This is a genomic window from Mycolicibacter senuensis (genome assembly GCF_003284925.1).
Classification (GTDB): Bacteria; Actinomycetota; Actinomycetes; order Mycobacteriales; family Mycobacteriaceae; genus Mycobacterium; species Mycobacterium algericum_A.
The window spans coordinates 16,782-36,168 of the sequence record NZ_QMEX01000030.1; the positions used below are offsets into that span (position 1 = coordinate 16,782).

Below are 19,387 nucleotides of genomic sequence, written 5' to 3' on the forward strand. Positions count from 1 at the left end.
GCGACAACCGTTCGGAACAAACCGGCTCGTGCCCCAGTTAGCCGTCAGCGGCACGTACCGCATTTGGCCTATTCGGTGCGCCCTTCCCAGTTGTGACGATCACGGAAAAAAGCCCAGCTAGCCGAGTAAAAGCATATTCTTGGCCGATCGGTTGATTTGACGGATCGGCGAGGTCGGGATGACCGCAACCACATGCCGGGGGTGCGGTGCCGAACCACTGGAGAATGCACGGTTCTGCCACTCCTGTGGTTCGCCGGTCACTGCTGCCGCAGCACCGGCGGAATTCAAACAGGTGACGGTTCTTTTCGCCGACGTGGTGCATTCGATGGATATCGCCTCGGCAGTGGGTCCCGAGCGGCTGCGCGAGATCATGGCGCAGTTGTTCGATCAGTGCGCGGCGGTGGTGCGGCGTTATGGCGGGACGGTGGACAAATTCACCGGCGACGGGATCATGGCGGTGTTCGGTGCGCCGGTGGCGTTGGAGGACCACGCTTTTCGCTCCTGCCTGGCAGGCCTGGAAATTCAGCGGTCCGAAAAGGGTGTGCTGCAGCTGAGGGTTGGGCTGAACTCGGGCGAGGTGGTCGCCGGTGAGATCGGTTCCCGGCCGGGCAGCTACACGGCCATCGGCGAGCAGGTCGGAATGGCGCAACGGATGGAGTCGGTGGCGCCCCCGGGCGGGGTGATGCTCAGTGAGTCGACCGCCCGTTTGGTCGAACACGTTGCCTCGCTGGGTGAGCCGGAGTTGGTCCGCGTCAAGGGAGTCGTTGCGCCGGTGCCTGCCCGCCGCCTACTGGGGGTGTCACCGGAGCGGCGGCATACCCGCCGACAGAATTCGGTGTTGGTAGGGCGGTCCTGGGAAATGGGTGCGCTTCGGGGAATTCTGGACGAGGCCATCGCGGGAACGGGTTGCGTGGTGCGTGTGGTCGGCCCGCCCGGTATCGGCAAGAGCCGGATCGTCTCGGAGGTCAGCGCCGAGGCACGCGACCGCGGCGTCGAGGTATTCGCCGCTTACTGCGAGTCCCATACCCGAGAGGTTCCGTTCTACGCGGCGACGTCGTTGCTGCGCACCGCACTGGGGGTAGACGGTCTCGATGACGAATCGGCACGCACCCGAATCGAGGAACGCGTGCCCGAGGCGGCTCGACGGGATCTGCTGCTGCTCGAGGACCTGCTCGGCGTACGCCACAGCGGGGCGGAGCTGCCGGCGATCGACCCCGATGCCCGGCGACGCCGGGTGGCCCGACTGGTCAACGCCGTCTCGCTGGCTCGCACCACACCGGCGGTCTACGTCCTGGAGGACACGCACTGGATCGATGAAGCCAGCGAGTTGTTGCTGGCCGATTTCCTGGCAGTGATCCGGCGAACCCCGTCGTTCGTGATGATCACCCACCGGCCCGAGTATCGGGGTGTACTGACGCGGATGCCGAACACGCGGCTGATCAACTTGGCGCCCTTGAGCGCATCGCAAACCGCCACGCTCGCAACCGAACTGATGGGTTCGCACCCGTCGGTGACGACGCTTTTCGAACAGGTCGTCGAGCGGGCGGCAGGAAATCCGTTTTTCGCTGAAGAGATGGTGCGCGATCTGGCCGAGCGTGGTGTGCTGATTGGGCGCCGTGGGAACTACGTCTGCCACACCAACGAGGCCGACGTCGCGGTACCTGCGACTTTGCAGGCGACCATCGCTGCCCGCATCGACCGGCTCGACCCCGCCGCCAAACGGGCCCTGAACGCGGCAGCAGTCATCGGGATGCGGTTCGGCGCTGAGCAGTTGGCGCTGCTCGATAACGAGGCGGAGATCGACCGTTTGCTCGCTGTCGAACTCGTTGACCGGGTGCGGTTCACCGTGCACCCCGAGTATGTCTTCCATCACCCGCTGATTCGGGTCGTGGCCTACGAATCACAGCTCACGTCGCGGCGTGCCGAACTGCATCGGCGGCTGGCGGCCGCCATCGAGCAGCGCCACCCGGATGCGCTCGATGAGAACGCGGCGCTGATCGCCGAGCATGTCGAGGCTGCCGCGGACCTGTCGCACGCGTTCGACTGGCACATGCGGGCGGGGGGATGGGCGCAATACCGCGACATCAGGGCTGCGCGAGCCAGTTGGGCACGTGCACGGCAAGTCGCCGACCGGCTGCCTACCGACCACCCAGACCGCGTGTCGATGCGTATCGCCCCGCGCACGCTGCTATGCGGGAGCGCCAGCTGGGTCGGCGGCAGTGTCGCCGACGCCGGCTTTGACGAGCTGCACGAGCTGTGCACCGAGTCCGGCGACACCGTGTCTCTTGCCATCGGAATGGCCGGCCTGATGACGGTGCTGCTGTTGCACAACCGATTCCGGGAATCGGCGCGGGTCGCCTCGGACTGCAGCCAGCTGCTCGAGACGATCGGCGATCCGGTGCTAACCGTTGGTGTCGCCGGCGCACCGAGCAACGCCATGTGGCAAGCAGGCTGGGCGGCCGAAGGCCTGCGCTTGGCGCAACTCGCCATCGACCTGGCCGAAGGTGACCCCGCCAAGGGCAACTTACTGGTCGGATCACCGTTGGCCTTTGCGTTCGCATATCGGGGCTCCAACCGGTATTGCCTCGGCGTTTCAGGCTGGCAGGAAGACCTTGACCAGGCAGTCGCGCTGGCCGGCGAGGACGCGACGTCTTACGTCCTCGCCGTGCTCTGTAAGTACGGCCTCGCGGTCCACGTCGGGGTATCGCGGTCCGGCGCGTCGGCTGAGCGGGAGAGTGCCGACGCGCTGGCGATGGCCGAGCATTCCGGTGGCGATTTCGCAGTGGATTTCGCTCGGCTGAATCGTGGCCTCATTCTGGCCAATCAGGGCGATTCGCAACGCAGTGCCGGGTTGGCGCTGCTCGCCCAGTACCGTGCAGCCCAACTGCGACATGGATACGCACAGAGCGTTGTGCGATTTGTTGACACCGAGATCGCGAGGGAGAAGGCCAGGATCGGGGATGTCGACGGCGCTATTCAGCTCGCGCGCTCGGTTGTCGACTACCTCTTCGACACCGGTGAAATGATCTCCCGTGGAGAGGCCACCAGAGTCTTGGTGGAATCGCTGCTGCAGCGCGGTGCCGAGGCCGACGTCGCTGACGCACAGGCGTCCATCGACCGGTTGGCGGCGGTGCCGACCGACCCGGGGTTTGTATTGTTCGAGATTCCGCTGCTCCGACTGCGGGCACTGCTGGCCCGCGCCAACGGCGACGAGAACGGCTATCGCGCCTTCGCCGGGCGCTACCTCAAGCGGGCTACCGAGGTTGGCCTTGAGGGGCACATGGCGCTGGCGGAGGCGATGACATGACCGCCTGCGCGGCGTGTGGCACCGAGTTGCGGGAGAACGCCAAATTCTGTTCCGAGTGTGGTGTGTCTGTCGCGCCGGCTCATCGGCCGGCTGAGTACAAGCAGGTGACCGTGCTCTTCGCCGATGTGGTGCATTCGATGGACATCGCCGCGGCGGTCGGTGCCGAACGGTTGCGCGAGATCATGAGTGATTTGTTCGGCCGGTGTGCTGCGGTGCTGCGGCGCTACGGCGGCACGGTGGAGAAGTTCATCGGTGATGCCATCATGGCGGTGTTCGGTGCGCCGGTGGCGTTGGAGGACCATGCCTTTCGGGCATGTTTGGCGGCGTTGGACATCCAGCAGCAAGCCCGGGGTCTGGCCGATGAGGTGCAACGTCAGGACGGCATTGCACTTCGGTTGCGAGTCGGATTGAATTCGGGCCGGGTGGTTGCCGGTGAACTCGGCTCCAACCCGCTGACCTACACCGCTATCGGCGAGCAGGTCGGTCTGGCGCAACGAATGGAATCGGTTGCCCCGCCGGGCGGAGTGATGCTCAGCGCCTCGACGGCGCGGCTGGTCGAGGACGTTGCCGCGTTGGGTGAGCTGGAGTTTGTGCATATCAAGGGCGCTGCAGAGCCGGTGCCGGCGCGCCAGCTGCTGGGGGCGTCGTCCGATTATCGTCGCGATGGTCGGCAGGATCCGGCGTTGGTGGGCCGCAGCTGGGAGATGGGCGCCCTGACGGGCATGCTCGACGCGGCGATCGACGGCACCGGCTGTGTGGTTGGTGTCGTGGGGCCACCCGGTATCGGCAAGAGCCGCATGGCCCGCGAGGTCGTTGCGGTGGCGCAGGGCCGCGCTGTTGAGGCATTCACCACTTACTGTGAATCGCACGCCAGCGAAATTTCCTTCCACACGGTGACAGCGCTACTACGAACGGCGCTCGGAATCACTCTGCTCGGTGCGGAAGCAGCCCGCGCTCTGGTCAGGGAGCGTGCGCCTGACGCCGATCCGCAGGATCTGCTGCTGCTCGACGACCTGCTCGGGATTCGTGACGGCAGTGTCGAATTACCAATCATTGATCCCGATGCGCGGCGCCGTAGGCTGACCCGCTTGATCAACGCCGTGTCGTTGGCCCGCACCACACCCGCCCTTTTCGTAATCGAGGATGTGCATTGGATCGATGAGGTGAGCGAGTTCCTGTTGGCGGATTTTCTGGCCGTGATCCCGCAAACCCCGTCGTTGGTGATGATTACCTACCGGCCGGAATATCGCGGGGCGCTGACCCGTGCACCGAATTCGCAGACGATCACCTTGGCACCGCTGAGTCCTTCCCAGTCCGCAACGCTGGCGAGTGAATTGTTCGGTTCGCACCCGTCGGTGGCGGCGTTGTGCAGGCGAGTCGTGGAGCGGGCGGCTGGGAACCCGTTCTTCGCCGAGGAGATTGTGCGCGACCTGGCCGAGCGCGGTGTGCTGAGCGGTGCCCGTGGTGACTATTGGTGTGAGGTCGATGATGACGGTGTCGTCGTGCCCGCCACCTTGCAGGCCACCATCACAGCTCGCATCGACCGCCTCGACCCCGCCGCAAAGCAAACGTTGAACGCCGCCGCGGTGATCGGATTGCGTTTCAGCGCAGACCAACTGGCGCTGCTTCGTGGTGAACCTGAGGTGGGCCAGTTGATCGCTGCCGAACTCGTCGAGCAGGTACGGTTCACCCCGCGCGCTGAGTACGCCTTCCATCACCCGTTGATACGGACGGTGGCCTACGAGTCACAGCTCAAGTCCGCCCGCGCCGAACTGCATCGGCGCCTAGCCTCCGCGATCGAGCAACGCCACCCTGATGCGCTGGATGAGAACGCGGCGCTGATAGCCGAGCATCTTGAGGCGGCCGCGGACCTCAGCGTCGCGTTCGGCTGGCACATGCGCGCGGGGGCTTGGGCACAACATCGCGACATCAGGGCCGCGCGGGTCAGTTGGGACCACGCCCGGTCGGTCGCCGACCGGTTGCCCACCGGCTACCCGGGCCGGGCGTCGATGCGCATCGCCCCGCGCACCCTGCTGTGCGCGAGCACCAGCTGGGTCAGTGGCAGCGTCGCCGATGCCGGCTTTGAGGAGCTGCACGAACTGTGCACCGCCGTCGATGACAAATTGTCGCTGGCGATTGGCATGGCCGGCCTGATGACGGTGTTGATCTTCCATAGCCGGTACGTCGAGGCGTCACGCCTCGCGTCGGACTGCAGCCGGCTACTGGAGTTGATCGGCGACCCGATGTTGACGGTTGCGCTTGCCGTCGCGCCGTGCAATATCAAGGTGCAGGCAGGCGAGGCGGCCGAAGGTCTGCGCTTGGCCCAGCGCGTCATTGACCTGGCCGACGGCGACCCCGCCATGGGCAATCTGGTGATCGGATCACCGCTGGCGGTTGCGCTCATGTTCCGTGGCTCCGGCCGATATTGTCTCGGACTCCGAGGCTGGCGGGAAGACCTCGATCAGGCGTTGGTGATGGCTCGCAGCGTCGACGCCAGGACCTACGTAACGGTCGTGCTGGGGAAGTACGGTGTCGCCGTCCACGCCCGGGTGGTGTTGCCCGACTCGGCAGCCGACCGCGACACCGCCCAGGCGCTGGAGATGGCCGAGCGTTCCGGCGACGACTACGCGGTGGATACCGCGCGGCTGTGCCGCGGCCTCATTCTCATCAACCAGGGAGGGACCCGACATGGTGCCGGTATGGCGCTGCTCACCCAGTACCGTGACGCTTACCTACAGCACGGGTATGCGCAAAGCACGGTGCGGTTTTTCGAGACCGAGCTTGCGCGGGAGAGGGCCCGGGTCGGGGACATCGACGACGCTATCGAAATAGCCCGCGTCGCGGTCGATTATCTGTTCGACGTGGGTGACATGCTCGCGCCAGGTGAGGCAACCAGGGTCTTTGTGGAATCACTGTTGCAACGCGGCAGCAAAGCCGATCTCGCGGAGGCGCAGGCCGCCATCGACAGATTGGCGGCCGCGCCGACCGACGCCGGCTACGCGTTGTTCGACGTCCCGCTGCTCCGGCTGCGGGCGTTGCTGGCGCGCGCGAACGGCGACGAAGTCGGCTACCGCGATTTCGCTGACCGGTACCTCACGCGGGCCACCGAGGTTGGCTATGAAGGCCATATGGCGTTAGCGGAGGCGATGACGTGAGTGGTTTGCGCTTCTCGTGGCCGCTGACCGGCCGCTCGGAGGAGATCCAAACTCTCCGGGAGACCCTCTCGGCTTCGGATGTATCCGGGGCCATTGTGTGCGGTGCGGCGGGGGTGGGCAAGAGCCGGATCTCGCGTGACCTGTTGTCGGTGGCGGCATCCCAGGGCTGCGAAGTGCGATGGGCGATCTGCACATCCGCGGCGCGTGGCGTCCCGCTGGGCGCGTTCGCCGCATGGGTGCCGTCGGATGTCACCGACACGGTTCCGTTGGCAAGGGCCGTGATCGAATCTCTGACGGCCGACTCTTCGGGCGTCGCGGTGGTGGGCATCGACGATGTGCATCTGATCGACGACCTGTCGGCGTTCGTGGTGCATCAGATCGTGCAACGGGAACTGGCGAAGGTGATTCTCACCGTTCGCGACGGCGAAGCGATTCCCGCTGCCGTGCACGAGATCTGGTCGGCCGGCCGGTTTGAACGGCTCGACCTGCAGCCGCTGTCACTCGGCGAGACCACCGATCTGCTGTCTGAGACGCTGGGCGGCCCGATAGATTCCGGTGCGGCGCAACGGCTGTGGGAGCTCACCCGCGGCAATGTCTTGTATCTTCGCAACATCGTCGAACACGAGGTCTCCGACGGCCGAATCGTGCGACAACACGGGTACTGGCGCTGGATCGGGGATCCGATCATCCCGCCCGGTCTCATCGGGCTTATCGAATCCCGTATCGGGTCGTTGCCCGGGCCGGTCGGCGATGTGATCGACGTGCTGGCCGTCGGCGAACCGATCGACCTGGCGACCCTGACGCGTATCACCGATCCTGCCGCGGTCGAAGAGGCCGATATCCGCGGTCTGATCACCCTCGAGCCCGTCGAGGAGGGTGCAACGGTGCGGCTGGCGCATCCGCTCTACGGCGAGGTCCGTCGTGGCCGGGTCGCGTCCACCCGGCTACGGCGGTTGCGTGGGCTGGTCGCCGCAGAACTCGCCACCGCGCAGGACGGAGACGACATCCAAGTGGTGGTGCGCCGCGCCACCCTGAGCCTCGCGTCGGACCTTGCACCCGACGCCGATCTGTTCGCCAGAGCCGCACGCGGGGCGGTTTGGCTGGCGGATCTGGTTCTGGCGGACCGACTGGCGCAGGCGGCCATCCGTGCCGGAGCGGGTCCGGAGCCGAGTTTCGTTCGGGCCCATGCACTGTCGTGGCTGGGCCGGGGTGAGGAGGCCGACGCGGTGCTCGCCGAGGTCCACATCGACGACTTGAGTGACGGTGACCGGGCCAGGCTGGCATTCTTGCGGGCCAGCAATATGCTCTGGGCGATTGGTGATCCCGTCGGCGCGAGACAGCTCATCGAGCAGGCCTCGCGCACCGTGGCGCCGCAGGCCCGCGCCTATGTCGATGCCTTTCTGGCGGTGTACTGGTTCGCGACAGATCAGCTGGATTCAGCGCGGCGGGCGGTCGAGAACCTCGATGTGGTCGATCTGCCGCCGGTCGTCGGTGCCGAGATCGCCTGGGTGGCCACCGCTGTTGCCGCGGATTCGGGGGCTCTGGCGGAGGCGGTGGCCGCCGCGGAAGCCGGGTACACCGTTGCGGCACACTCATTGGACGCGCCGCAGATGATGTTCAACATCGCGGATGCCCACGTTAGCGCCCTGGTGCTGGGCGGACGGATCAGCGAAGCAAGTGAGCTGGCGGAACGGGTGCGTCAGCAGGCCGCCGACCTGCCGGGCGCGGCGCAGTTGCTCGGAGCGGCGGTCGCGGGCCGCGCGGCGCTCGCGGCCGGCCGACTCGACACCGCATGCCTGCTACTGGAACAGGCTGCGGTGGGTTTTTCAGAAAGTGGCCACGTCACCGGCTGGGGATACCGCTACCTCGTTCCTCGCATCGCCGCGCTGGCGCTGCGGGGTTTGGTCGGAGAGGCCGCCGCCGCGCTTGCGGCACTGGACAACGCGCGACGCCCGTTTCGGTCGCTCGACTACGAGCGGAGCTTGGCGCGCTCGTGGGTTGCCGCTGCCCAGGGTGCCGTGAGCGAGGCGATCACCGTCGTCTTGGCTGCAGCGCAACGAGCCGGGGCCAACGGACAATTCGCGGCTGAAGTGATCTGCCTGCAGTCCGCTATACAGCTGGGCGACGAAACCACCGCACCGCGACTGGGTGAGCTCGAGACACTTGTCGACGGGCCACGCGCCGGCATCGCCGCCCGCTTCGCGACAGCGCTGCGCGCCGGCGACGGAGCGGGGCTGAGTGCGGTGTCGCAAGATTTCGAGGACATCGGCGACCTCGTCGCCGCGGTGGATGCCAGCGCTCGGGCCGCGCTTGCCTATCGCCGGCAAGACTTGCGGGGCACCGCGTTGACCTGTATGGCACGCGCTGAGGCCCTGGCCGAACAATGCGGAGGCGTCGATACTCCGGCACTTCGCCAAGCCACCGAGCCGCTGCCGTTGACCGGCCGCGAGCGCGAGATCGTGATGCTGCTCGGTGAGGGATTGTCCAACCGTGCCATTGCCGAGCGACTGACGCTGTCGGTCCGCACCGTCGAAAGCCACATTTACCGGGCCATGTTGAAAACGGGCGCCGTCAGCCGCGATGAGATCGCCGCCCTGCGGCGACATCACGATCGCACTAAGTAGCGTCGCCGCGGCTGCGATCGAGATTGCAGTGGTGCGCTACTGACTTGCCGCCCCCGCACTGCGCGACATGATCCGGTGGACAACAAAAGCAGAGGCGGTGCGTCAGCTTTCTGCCAGGGCGGAGAGGGTCATGGACACGACACGACTTCCACGCGTCTCCATCGCGGTCGCTATGGCCGGCGCGTGTCTGATAGCGATGCCGCCGGTGTCGCGCCCCGACATCGCGCAACATGGCGTGCAGCTGGTAGCCGCGGACAGCGTCGCCGATCTGACGAGTTCGCTCGGTTCGCTGCTCGATGTGCTGGATCCGGTGCAGTCGGCCGCCGAGATGCCGGATCTCGACGGCTTATTGGCTGCGACCGTGGGCATAGCCGAATTCGATCCGATCGGTGACCTCTGGGATCAGATCGTCAACTCGACGTTGGGAGCCATCGTCGGCGCCGTGGTGGTCGCCGTCGTTGCCTTCGGAGCCCTTGTCTGGGCGCCGGTGTCCGGATTCTTGGTGGACACCTATGAGTGGCTTGCGAGCGTTTTCGGTTTCGATCCGTATCCCGAGGATGCGATGGCAACTCCGATCGACCCGGGGGACGTGGAAGCGCTGCTGGGCGGTTGGGCGTCGAATCTGGATGCCGGAGACCTGTTCGTGCCCGATGTATCGATCGGTCCGGAGATGGTCGACGTCGGCGGCCTGCTGAGTGACCTGTTCCCGGATCTCGGGATATAGCGGTATCCGGCCGTGGTAGACCAGCGGGCGACGGTCGCCTGTCGCGACGGCCAACAGCTGCACCGTGGTGATTTTCCGCTGCCGGTGCTGCGGCTGGCCGGCGTCGCCAAGACCTACCGCAGCGGAGACGAACAGGTACCCGTGCTTGTCGACTTCGACTTCAGCGTGAGCCCAGCCGAATTCGTCGTGGTGACCGGGCCATCGGGGGTCGGCAAATCGACTCTGCTGCACATCGCGGGCGTGCTGGATGCGCCGGATTCGGGCGCGGTGGCCGTGGCCGGACAGGACGTCTGGGCGATGAGCGCCCGCGAGCGCGCCGTATTCCGGCGCCGCCACCTCGGTTTCGTGTTCCAGTTCTTCAATCTGGTGCCGACATTGACCGCCGTCGAAAATGTCTCATTGCCACTGGTTCTCGACGGAACACCGGCTCGGTCTGCGGATGCCTGCGCCGAGGAGCTGTTGCGACGAGTCGGGCTGGGTAACAGAGCCTGCCACCGGCCGGCCGAACTGTCGGGCGGGCAACTGCAGCGGGTGGCGCTGGCGCGCGCACTGGTGGCCCGCCCGGCCCTGGTGTTGGCCGACGAGCCGACCGGCAATCTCGACCGCCAGGCGTCGAGCGAGGTCTTGGAGTTGCTGCGGGGGCTATCGGTCGAAGACGGCACGGCGGTCGTCATGGTGACGCACGACCCGGTTGCCGCCCGCTACGGGTCCCGCGAACTGCACCTGGTCGATGGGCGTGCGTGCGCGGTGGGCGCGCGGGAGCGGTGATGCGGCGGCTGCGCGCCGGCTGGGCGTCGTTCCGGCGAATCCACCTGGCGGCCTTGATCGCCGATTGGCGCAGGACGCTGCTCAGCGTGATCGGCGTCGGGCTCGGCGTGACGGTGGTGCTCGGGACGCTGATCCTCAAGACCGAGGTGGTCCGCCCGTTCGACTCGTTCGGCCCGTCACTCACCCGGGCCGCCGACGGGGTGCTGCAGGTCAGTCCGAACGTCAGCGGCCGACTGCCGATTCGGACGGTCGATCGGCTGCGTGCCGAGGTGGCCGGCGCGTTGGCGGTGATCCCGGTCGTGGCGGGCCTGACGCCCGTCGACATCCCGGCGGGCCGCGGCACTCGCGGCTTCTTTCTGCTGGGCGGGTCGTGCCAGATCGAACTGCTGGTCGGGCGGTTCGATTGCGAGCGGCGTGCCCGCGATGTCAAGCCCGCGGCGGGTCCCGGGGTGCCGCTGCAGGTTCCGGCGGCCATCGCCGCGCGGCACGGCCTGCAGCTCGGTGACGAGCTGCGCATCCCGGGACTGCCCCCGGGTTCGGCGCACCTGGGCTGGACATTTGCGGAGTTCGACCGCGTCGCCGGCATCAACGACGGCTATGTGCTGTTGACCCCGAACGCGGATATCGCAGCGAGCATGCTCGGCTCTCCCGGCTATCTTTCCGCCGCATTCGTCGTGCCCAAGCCCGGTTCGCCGGTCACCGCCGACGTGGACCGCGTCATCGCAGGCGTCGCCACAGCGGGGCCGCCGCGCCCGCAGCTGCCGGCGGTCTTCGAGAACAGCATGCAGGGGCTCAATCTGGTCGCGTTGGCCGGCATCCTCGTCGGCGTCCTCATCGCCGTGAACACCATCTTGTTGGCCGTCGAGGACCGGCGAGCGGTGATGGGGACCATCGGCGCGATCGGGGCCCCGCCGGTCGGGCTGTTCGGCGGGATGCTCGGCGAAGGCGCGGTGGTGGGTGCTCTCGGCGGACTGTTGGGGGTGCCGAGCGGTTTCCTGTTGGGGACGTATCTGATCGACCGCTTCGGGCAGTCCATGCTGGCCGGGTCCGGCGGCGCCATCGCAGCGCACTTCAGTGCGAACCTGGTCGCGATCGGAGTGGCGGCGGGCATCGTCTGCGGGATTCTTGCGATGCTCGGGCCGGCCGCCAGGTTGCGGCGCGACGGGCCGCTGGCCTCGATGGCCAGTGCCGGCGGCGTGCAGCGCGTCCGGACGATCCCGCTTTGGCCGCTGATGGTCGGCGTGGCAGCGCTGGCGGGCGCCGTCGTGGTCTCGAAGATATTCGCGCGCGGGTCGCTCCCATTGAAGGTGGGCATCGACGCCATGACCGTCGGGCTGTGCGGGGTGGTCTTGGTGACGGTGTGGCTCGCCCCGCGCGGCGCCCGGCCCCTGATCGGGTTGCTGACGATCGCACGTCCTGCCGCCGGCCGGCTGCTGGGTGCTGACTTTCAGCGTTACGCAATGCTGTTCGCCTTCTCCGCCGCGCTGCTGACGGAGGCCGCCAGCTTCGCCATCGGTTCACAGACCATGCAACTGCTCGGCACCGAACAGGTTGCCGCGCAGAAGGCAGACCGACTGCCCACCGCCTTGTTGATCAGCGCCCAGTCGGTGCTGGATCAGCGGGACGGCGCGATCACCGACGCCGCGTTCGGTTTGGTGACCGGCGCCGCCGCCGGTCACAGCGTGGCGTCACGCTGGCGAGCCACGATCTCGTCGGGAACGTCGTCGCGTCTTGTCTTCGGCGTCGAACCGGGGGGCTGGTACAGCCAGGCGTTGTTTGAGCCGGCCGGGGGTCGTGACAGGTTCTGGGCGGGGTTGCGAGACGGTGAGATCGGCCTGAGCGCGATTGCCGCCGCCCGAATCGGCGTCGCCGCCGGGGGCACCGTGCAGTTGCCCACCGTAGCTGGGCCGAAACGCTATCGGGTGGCCGGAGTCTTCGGTCCGAAGATGATCAACGACGCCGCAGTGGGCGACATCGTCGTGGTGTCGGAGTCGTTGGCGCGCTCGGACTGGGCTGCCGTACGCGATCAGGTCGCGGTGGGCTACCCGTCCGCGGCGGACGCAGCCGCACACCGAGACGCATTCCTGGACCTGCGCGCCGGATTGTGGGTCTACGACAACAAGCAGTGGCGTGCGGTGGCCACCGACGGAGTCAGCCGTTTCCTGGAGCCGCTCACGTTCGCCGGTTTTGTGGTGATGGCAGCCGCCGGTTTGAGCCTGCTGAATGTGTTCGTACTGGGACTCGTGCAACGCAAGCGCGAACGTGCCGCATTGCGGGCCGTCGGCGTGACCCCCGGGCAGGAGCAGGCGGTGATCGTCGCCAACGCCGTGCTGCTCGGCGTGCTGGTCGCCGGCCTCGCCATGCTGGGCGGGGTGGGCCTGACCTATCTGTGGTCGCTGGGTTCATCGGTGTACTACGGCATCACGTTCGAATGGGGGGTGCTGCCATCGCCGCTGCGCACCGGGGTGGCAGCAGTGTTCCTGCTGGTCTTGGCCGCCGCGCTGTATCCGGTGATACGTTCGCGGCGCCTGGAGACCGTCGAGGTGCTGCGAAGCAATTGAGCTGTGCGCAGTGCCGGCCGGCACGAGGTCGTGATTTCAGGAGCGCCGGCGCGCGATCAGCTCCACGCCGTTCTTCGGCCGCGCGCTCTTCATCGCGTCAAGCTCAGCTGGTGTGCCGGGCGCAAGATCAAACGTGAAATGCCGAAACATGATTGCCGCAATCAGCACCATCTCCATCAGTGCAAAACTTTGTCCGATGCAGATACGTCGCCCGCCGCCGAACGGCAGGTAGGCAGAGCGGGGGCGATTCTTGGGGTCTTGCAAGAATCTGCTGGGATCGAAGGTCTCCGGGTCCGGCCACCAGCGCGGGTCATGGTGAATGTGGTTGACCTGGATGAAAATTGTGGTGCCGCGTCGAATTCGGTGCCCTCCGATGACGTCATCCTCGATGGCGCGCCGCCCGATGATCCCCCACACCGCGGGGAAGTAGCGCTGCGCTTCCTGGATGGATGCTGTGGTCCACGGCAGCCTACTGAGATCGTCGGCGACCGGGCGGCGCGTGCCCAGCACGGCGTCGATCTCGTCGAGCATGCGGTCTCGGGCCGCGGGATGCAGCGCCATCAGATACCAGAACCCGGACATGGCATTGGCAGTTGTTTCGTGGCCGGCGAGTATGAATGCCATGGTCTCGTCCCGAATTCGTCGGCGTGGCCAGATCCCGCCGTCGGCGTGCAGCAAGACGTTGAGTAGGTCAGCGGAGTCGGTCGGGTGATCCAGTCGCTGGTCGACCACCGAATTGATGGCACGGTCGAGCGACAGGGTGATGTCCTGCATGTCGTTCAACGGTGGCGGCAGCCGGATGCCCGAGAACGCCAGCCAGTTCAGTGTGTTGTAGACGCGGCGCGGCATGAGGCCCCACAGTCCTAGTCGCTCCAGCCGCTCTGCGTGCTCCACCCCCCGGGTCGCCAGGTCGTGCACGGTATCGAGCAGCGGCCCGAAGTCCTGGCTGAACAGGGAATTGGCGACCACCCGCAGGGTCATCTCCACCATCGTGCGGTGCATGTCGAACGGGATGTCGGTTCGCAGTGCCTCGGTGACCGCTGTGATCGGGTCGATCATCAAATCGACCAGGCCGTCAAGGTGGCGTCGCGCAAAGGTCGGGTTCAGCGCCCGGCGGTGAGCGGCCCAGGAATCACCCTCGTCGGTGACCAAGTTGACGCCCGCGCAGGTTCGGATGGGCTCGTATTCGTTTGACTTGACGTATTTGAGGCGAGCCTGGTGCAGCACGTGATCCACATATTCGGGATGGCCGATAGACACGAAACGTCGCCCGGCGCAACGGAAGCGGGTGAAATCGCTGCCCCGCGTGCGCTCCAGAAAGCCGTTACGGACGTCGAATCCAACAGTGATGGCCTCGCGGGTCATCGTCCAGGTGCTCAGCCGGGTGGCCGGTTTCGGTGCAGCGACCGAACCGGCGAGGCTGACTCGATCGATGTGTGTTGCGCTATCCACCGCAGCGCCTCCGTCCATTCATGACCGATATCGTCGCGTGCGTCAAGCCGGGGGAACTCAGTAGTGCGCTACGGCATTTCCAGTGGTCTGGGCTCAGCACTACGGCCGCGAAACGTTCGTGGGCACCGGACCGGAGCGGTAATCAACTCCGAATCATTTGATGCACGCGAGGAATAGCGTCGTCGGCATGCCGAAACCGGTAAATGTGTTCCCGGATGGCGGGGCTCGACATGGCTTGGTAGTCCTTGGGAGGCAACGCCATCTGAAATACCAGTCCGCGGCCATGCGCCCCTTGCATCAGTGCCCCGCCTCCCGCCACGGGCAGCTTCATCAGCAGCGTGCAGTAGGACACGCCGGCATCTTGGAATCGCAATCGGTAGACGCCGAAGCCGCTCAGGTTTGTGATCACCGGGTTCCACCGGGCCGGATCGAAGGCGCTTGATACACAACGAGCTGCCCGCCACGGACCGCCCGTGTCGAGGAACCGTTGGTTGGCGCGCATGTCGCAGTGCTCGCCGGCGAAATGGTCCACGCTCCGGCGGATGCGTGCGGCGATCGACCCGGCGGTTTCGCCGCGTGCCAGGTCTAGGTTCAGTGTCGTGACGATGTTGCCGACCAGCATCGGATCAAGGCCACAGCGGTTCCGGGCGTTCACCACGATCGCCAGCGTGCGACGATCCACGGCTGGATCGGCGGCCATCAGCGCTTCGCAGACATGCGCGCACACGACGTCGTTCGACGACAGGCGCAGCTGCTTTCCGTACCAGCCTCGCATACGAGACAGTTCGTCGTCACCGAAGTAGTAACTCACCGTCCGCTGCTTACGCGCATCCTTGGCCAGATACAGCGCGCTGCGCGCGAGCTCGGCGAGCCCGAGACAGCGAACCCCGGGCTCGGAGGCGCCGTCGGCGGGCAGATGCTCGTCGAGGTAGGCAGCACGGTCTTCGACGATCAACGGCTCGGCGAGCGGCCGGCCGGCAGCGGCGTCAGCCCAGGCGTTCATGAAGAGCATCAACGTCTGCATATCGCCGATCATGTGGTGCCAGGAGATGCCGAGTGCGGTCGCATCGTCGGCCAGCCGGGTGACCTTGACCTTGCACAGCGGGCCCAGCCCCCAGCGGGCCGCAACGGCGTTCACCGGGTTCACCAGCCAGTCGCCGGTGTCGGTCGACGCCGAACGGATCGCGTCGTCCAGCGTGCGCGCCGACGACACGGAGGTGAAGGGCACACCCTGCCCGGTGCACCGGATTCGCGCCCCACCGTTGGGCATTGTCATCCGACCGGCGAAGATCGGTAGCTTCGTCAGGGCCTGCTCGAACGCGCGGGCGAGAGCCGTTGCGTCGAGGTGATGCTCAACGAAGAAGACGATGTGCATCGCCAGGTTGGCGACAATGGCATCGCCTACATTGCAGCGGATTTCGAGTGGTTCGGCGTGCGCCGGTTTGATCAGCTGAGTTGACACGATCGGCTACGTTCGCCTGGTCACGGCGACGCGGCCGCCGAGTTTCGGGGTATGGGCCACGCCGCGGAAGTGCGACTTCTCGCCGGGGGAGGCGTCCGTGTGGATGCTGAAGTGCCGCAACACCGTGCGCAGCACGATATCCATCTCGGTGACCGCGAAGTCGGCGCCGGGGCACCGCCGAGTTCCGCCGCCGAACGCCAGCCATGCCGGTGGCGCCGGTCTGCTGCGGTCGAACCGATACGGATCGAAGTGTTCGGGGTGTGGGAAGAGCTGCGGATTCTCATGCAGGTCGGCAATACGCACCAACACCGTGCGTCCGTGGGGTATCCGCCATCCACCGAGGTCGAAATGCGTTGCAGTGACCCGGCGGCCGGTCACGTCGAGGACGGTGCGCGCACGCAGCGACTCCGCGATCGTGGCCCGCCGAAACTCGCTGCCGTCCGAGTCGACTTCGCTGACCAACTCGGCCAGCACGGCTGGGTGCCGCCGCAACCGCTCAAAGGTCCAGGCCAGCGCCGTCGCCGTGGTTTCGTGGCCCGCGACGATCAGGGTCAACAGTTCGTCACCGATGTCGCACCGCGACACCTGCGATCCGTCGGCCCGCCGGGCGCGCAGCAACCCTGCCAAGACATCGGAGCGATCGTTGAGGCCGGGATCGGCCGCCGCACGGTCGACCAGCGCACCGATGATTCGATCCAACGGCGTGCGCAGTTCGTCGAGCTTGCCCCACGGGCTGTAATGCCGGACCGGGGGCGGCGGCGCCGGCGCGAACGCCAGCAGCTGTCCGAGCGTCATGTAGGGCGGGATCAGCTCGCGCAGTTCCGCCAGTTCGGCGTTGTCGACCCCGAACAGTGTCCGCAGAATCACGTTCAAGGTGATCCTTTTCATCGGCTCGAGAATCCGGAACTCGGTGTCCTCGGGCCACGTCGCGCTTTCGCGCAGCGTCTCGGATTCGACCACCGTCTCATAAGCTCTCAGGCTCGACCCGTGAAATGCCGGTGCCAGTAGGCGGCGTCGGTCGCCATGACCGGTGCCGTCGAGCGCGAAGATCGATCCCGGTCCGAACAAATTGCTCAGATTTGGCTGCACATTGGCCAGTTGGCCGGCGTCGGCGCCGCACACCGAACGCACCAGGGCCGGGTCGGAGACCACGACCGATCGACCGAAGAACGGGATGTTCAGCTCGAAGACGTGTCCATATCGCCCGATCCAGTGCCGCATCGCGGAGCGGCGACGGAAGGCGAACAGGGCCCCCTGCACGAGCTTGGGTGAACGTACCCGCGGCGGGCTCGACCTGGTCGGCATGGATCTCCTTTCGCGCGCTGGTTCAAGCTGAATCCTCGTCCCTGCGCTGCGGGGCGGTCTCGGTAGTGCGCTACTGCTTCATGCGCGCCTCTCGGGTGGCGGTACTGAGGCGCGTCCTAGGTAACACCTCGGCCGGAGACCGTCGGATTGCAGTATTCCCACACTGCGTTCGCCGCGGTGGGCGCGCGTGAGGATGTGTCAGGTCACCTCAAGCGACACCGAGGGAGGAGGCAGCTCATGTCTGTGTCATTTGCGACACATTCGTGGGGCCCTATTGCACGGGCGCGCCGGCTTCCGGCGGCCCTCCGCATGAAGGCGCCCCGGCGCCCGGAGCCACACCGCGACCCGCCGCTGATCAGCACTGTTCTCGAGAATGCCGCGGTGGCGCGGGCGATGCATCGGTTGTGATGCGGTGGCTACGAAGGCGCAATGGCCCCAAGGCTATTCCGGATGCGGCTCGGCTACCACCGTCGCCAGGTGCGGATGCGCCTCGGCCTTGACCCGCTCGAACAGCTCCTTGTAGTACGGCAGGCAGTCGGCCATCGCCTGCGTGGTAGTGAACAGCGGCTGATAGCCGAGGTCGCGGCGTGCCTTGTCGATCGAGAAATAGTTGTTCAGGTAAAGCCGTTCCACCGCGCCGGGTTCCAACAGCGGTTCGGGCAACCCGAACCGGAAATGCAGCCACTGCCAGCTGAACATGACGTCGCGCACCATCCGGCCGGAAACCCGGAGCCGGGGCCAGCGCTCGCCGCACGCCTCCATGACCGGTCGGGCGAACTCGAACATGTTGATCGGTTCGCCGTCGTTGATGAAGTAAGCCTGGCCGGGCGCCGTTCCACCCGGGACAAGATGTTGTGCGGCCAGGACGAATCCGTGAATCAGGTTGTGCACGTAGGAATTGTCGAGCTTGGCCTTCTTGCTGCCGATCAAGACCTTGACGTGGCCTGCCACGACGCTTTCGAACAGCTTGCGGAACATGGTCTGGTCGCCGTTGCCCCAGATGCCCGATGGGCGGATCGAGCACGTCAGCATGCCCTGACCGCCGTTCTCGCCCAGCACGAACTTCTCGGCGACGACCTTGGTCTCGGTGTAGAGGTCGTTGAACTTGGTGGTGTAGGCCATGTTCTCATCGCCGCCGGAGATGGCTTTACCGCCCATCACGACACTGTTGGACGCGGTGTAGACGAACCGTTTCACCCCGGCTCGCTGCCCGGCCTGCACCAGGTTCTTGGTGCCGTCGACGTTGACCGCGAAGCTGCGTCGCCGGATCTCGTCGGTGACCTTGGCGCCGCCCTGCAGATCGATGATCGCGGCGGTGTGGAACACCGTGTCGATGTCGGCGACCGCCTGTGCGACGGCCTGCGGGTCGCAGATGTCGCCTTCGAGCTTCTGCAGGCCGGGGTGGTCGGGCAGCGGCGAGGGTGCCCGGTCGAAGGACCGCACCTGGTAGCCCTGGTCAAGCAGCGTCTTGACGAAATTGGTCCCGACGAATCCGGAGCCCCCGGTGACCAGGATCCGGCCGAGCTCGGTCGTCAGCGATGGATCACCCATCGGGAGAGCATAGCTGAACGTGTTTCAGTTCTTCGGGGCTTCCCGCGTGCAGCTCATGTCCCTTCGTCCTCGCCGGTCTCGCCGGCCAGCACGTCCTGCACCCGCTTGCGGGCGCCGGCCAAGTGCTCCTCACAGCGCTTGGCCAGCTGTTCGCCTCTTTCCCAGAGGCCCAGCGAAGCGTCGAGGTCCAGCCCGCCCTGCTCCAGTCGCTGCACCACCTCGATCAGCTCATCGCGGCAATGCTCATAACCGAGGTCACTAACAGGCTTCATGGACGCGGGTTGCTCAGTTGCCATCGTGGTGCCCTTCACTGGTAGCGGCGATCGCTCCGTCGGCGACCCGGATTCGCAGGGCGGTTCCGGCGGGTGCGTCCTGGACCGACCGCAGCACGTGCGCCCCGTCGCCCTCCACCGTCTGGACGACCGCATAGCCGCGGGCCAGGGTGGCGGCCGGGCCCAGGGTAGCCAGCCGCGCCGAG

General features: G+C 66.5%; 11 protein-coding genes and 1 pseudogene. 6 read left to right on the forward strand and 6 right to left on the reverse strand.

Annotated elements, in window-relative coordinates:
- The first annotated feature begins 292 nt into the window (after positions 1 to 292).
- The 6 genes from DQP56_RS10045 (at position 293) to DQP56_RS10070 (ending at position 13,139) form a co-directional block, all read left to right on the forward strand.
- Positions 293 to 3,307: an ATP-binding protein gene (locus DQP56_RS10045; RefSeq protein WP_435673844.1), complete on the forward strand. Its 3,015-nt coding sequence runs from the start codon at positions 293 to 295 to the stop codon at positions 3,305 to 3,307.
- Positions 3,304 to 6,462 carry an adenylate/guanylate cyclase domain-containing protein gene (locus DQP56_RS10050; protein ID WP_112684984.1) on the forward strand — a complete coding sequence of 1,053 codons (3,159 nt, stop codon included), beginning with the start codon at positions 3,304 to 3,306 and terminating at the stop codon, positions 6,460 to 6,462. Before DQP56_RS10045 ends, DQP56_RS10050 begins: the two co-directional genes overlap by 4 nt.
- Before the next feature lie 5 nt (positions 6,463 to 6,467).
- Positions 6,468 to 9,086: a LuxR C-terminal-related transcriptional regulator gene (locus DQP56_RS10055; protein WP_112685004.1), complete on the forward strand. Its 2,619-nt coding sequence runs from the start codon at positions 6,468 to 6,470 to the stop codon at positions 9,084 to 9,086.
- Positions 9,087 to 9,216: 130 nt separating this feature from the next.
- Positions 9,217 to 9,810 (forward strand): hypothetical protein, encoded by a 594-nt coding sequence (locus DQP56_RS10060; protein WP_133258910.1) that lies wholly within the window; start codon positions 9,217 to 9,219, stop codon positions 9,808 to 9,810.
- Positions 9,811 to 9,822: 12 nt separating this feature from the next.
- Positions 9,823 to 10,578 (forward strand): ABC transporter ATP-binding protein, encoded by a 756-nt coding sequence (locus DQP56_RS10065; RefSeq protein WP_234825594.1) that lies wholly within the window; start codon positions 9,823 to 9,825, stop codon positions 10,576 to 10,578.
- Positions 10,578 to 13,139, forward strand: a complete 2,562-nt coding sequence (locus tag DQP56_RS10070) for an ABC transporter permease (protein ID WP_112685008.1) — start codon at positions 10,578 to 10,580, stop codon at positions 13,137 to 13,139. Before DQP56_RS10065 ends, DQP56_RS10070 begins: the two co-directional genes overlap by 1 nt.
- Positions 13,140 to 13,175: 36 nt before the next feature.
- Here DQP56_RS10070 and DQP56_RS10075 read toward each other — a convergent pair whose 3' ends face one another.
- The 6 genes and pseudogenes from DQP56_RS10075 to DQP56_RS10100 all read right to left on the reverse strand — a co-directional run.
- The gene (locus DQP56_RS10075) at positions 13,176 to 14,504 is read right to left on the reverse strand and encodes a cytochrome P450 (RefSeq protein ID WP_234825596.1); all 1,329 of its coding nucleotides are present in this window, start codon (positions 14,502 to 14,504) and stop codon (positions 13,176 to 13,178) included.
- A 229-nt stretch (positions 14,505 to 14,733) separates the two neighbouring features.
- Positions 14,734 to 16,053 (reverse strand): acyltransferase, encoded by a 1,320-nt coding sequence (locus DQP56_RS10080; protein ID WP_165824964.1) that lies wholly within the window; start codon positions 16,051 to 16,053, stop codon positions 14,734 to 14,736.
- 6 nt (positions 16,054 to 16,059) lie between these two features.
- Positions 16,060 to 17,358 (reverse strand): cytochrome P450, encoded by a 1,299-nt coding sequence (locus DQP56_RS10085; RefSeq protein WP_112684992.1) that lies wholly within the window; start codon positions 17,356 to 17,358, stop codon positions 16,060 to 16,062.
- Positions 17,359 to 17,799: 441 nt separating this feature from the next.
- A complete protein-coding gene (locus DQP56_RS10090) occupies positions 17,800 to 18,909 on the reverse strand; it encodes a 3-beta-hydroxysteroid dehydrogenase (RefSeq protein WP_112684994.1) in 1,110 nt (369 codons plus the stop codon).
- Between the two features lie 53 nt (positions 18,910 to 18,962).
- Positions 18,963 to 19,205 (reverse strand): exodeoxyribonuclease VII small subunit, encoded by a 243-nt coding sequence (locus DQP56_RS10095; RefSeq protein ID WP_112684996.1) that lies wholly within the window; start codon positions 19,203 to 19,205, stop codon positions 18,963 to 18,965.
- Positions 19,195 to 19,387 (reverse strand): annotated as a pseudogene (locus tag DQP56_RS10100) (exodeoxyribonuclease VII large subunit); the annotation flags it as partial. The pseudogene DQP56_RS10100 and the gene DQP56_RS10095, both read right to left, overlap by 11 nt.

Coding starts and splice junctions, on each gene's coding strand:
- DQP56_RS10050 (WP_112684984.1), top strand. CDS start 3,304: ATGACCGCCTGCGCGGCGTGTGGCACCGAGTTGCGGGAGAACGCCAAA.
- DQP56_RS10060 (WP_133258910.1), top strand. CDS start 9,217: ATGGACACGACACGACTTCCACGCGTCTCCATCGCGGTCGCTATGGCC.
- DQP56_RS10070 (WP_112685008.1), top strand. CDS start 10,578: ATGCGGCGGCTGCGCGCCGGCTGGGCGTCGTTCCGGCGAATCCACCTG.
- DQP56_RS10075 (WP_234825596.1), bottom strand. CDS start 14,504: ATGACCCGCGAGGCCATCACTGTTGGATTCGACGTCCGTAACGGCTTT.
- DQP56_RS10085 (WP_112684992.1), bottom strand. CDS start 17,358: ATGCCGACCAGGTCGAGCCCGCCGCGGGTACGTTCACCCAAGCTCGTG.
- DQP56_RS10090 (WP_112684994.1), bottom strand. CDS start 18,909: ATGGGTGATCCATCGCTGACGACCGAGCTCGGCCGGATCCTGGTCACC.
- DQP56_RS10095 (WP_112684996.1), bottom strand. CDS start 19,205: ATGGCAACTGAGCAACCCGCGTCCATGAAGCCTGTTAGTGACCTCGGT.